Origin of the sequence: Ciceribacter ferrooxidans (assembly GCF_004137355.1) — a bacterium.
Classification (GTDB): Bacteria; Pseudomonadota; Alphaproteobacteria; order Rhizobiales; family Rhizobiaceae; genus Allorhizobium; species Allorhizobium ferrooxidans.
The window spans coordinates 1-259 of sequence record NZ_SDVB01000234.1 but is presented as its reverse complement, the minus strand read 5'-3'; the positions used below and the strand labels follow the sequence as shown (position 1 = coordinate 259).

Sequence of the window (259 nt, the reverse complement as noted above, 5' to 3'; positions counted from 1 at the left end):
AAGGCCGTCTTGCCCTCGGCTGCCGCACAAAGGGTCAGCACGCCGCCGCGCAGATGCAGCCGGTCGCCTGCGATCGTACCGCCCAACGGCATGGCATTGCCGATGAAGCGGGCGACGAAGGGTGTCTCCGGCGCGCGGTAGAGCGCTTCGGGTGTTCCTACCTGCGCCACGCGACCCTGTGACATCACCACCACGCGGTCGGCGATCGCCATGGCCTCGTCCTGGTCGTGGGTGACGAAGATCGCCGTGATTCCGAACT

General features: G+C 67.2%; 1 pseudogene. It reads right to left on the bottom strand.

The features are described from left to right. A pseudogene (locus EUU22_RS10920) lies at positions 1–259 on the bottom strand (Fe3+/spermidine/putrescine ABC transporter ATP-binding protein); the annotation flags it as partial.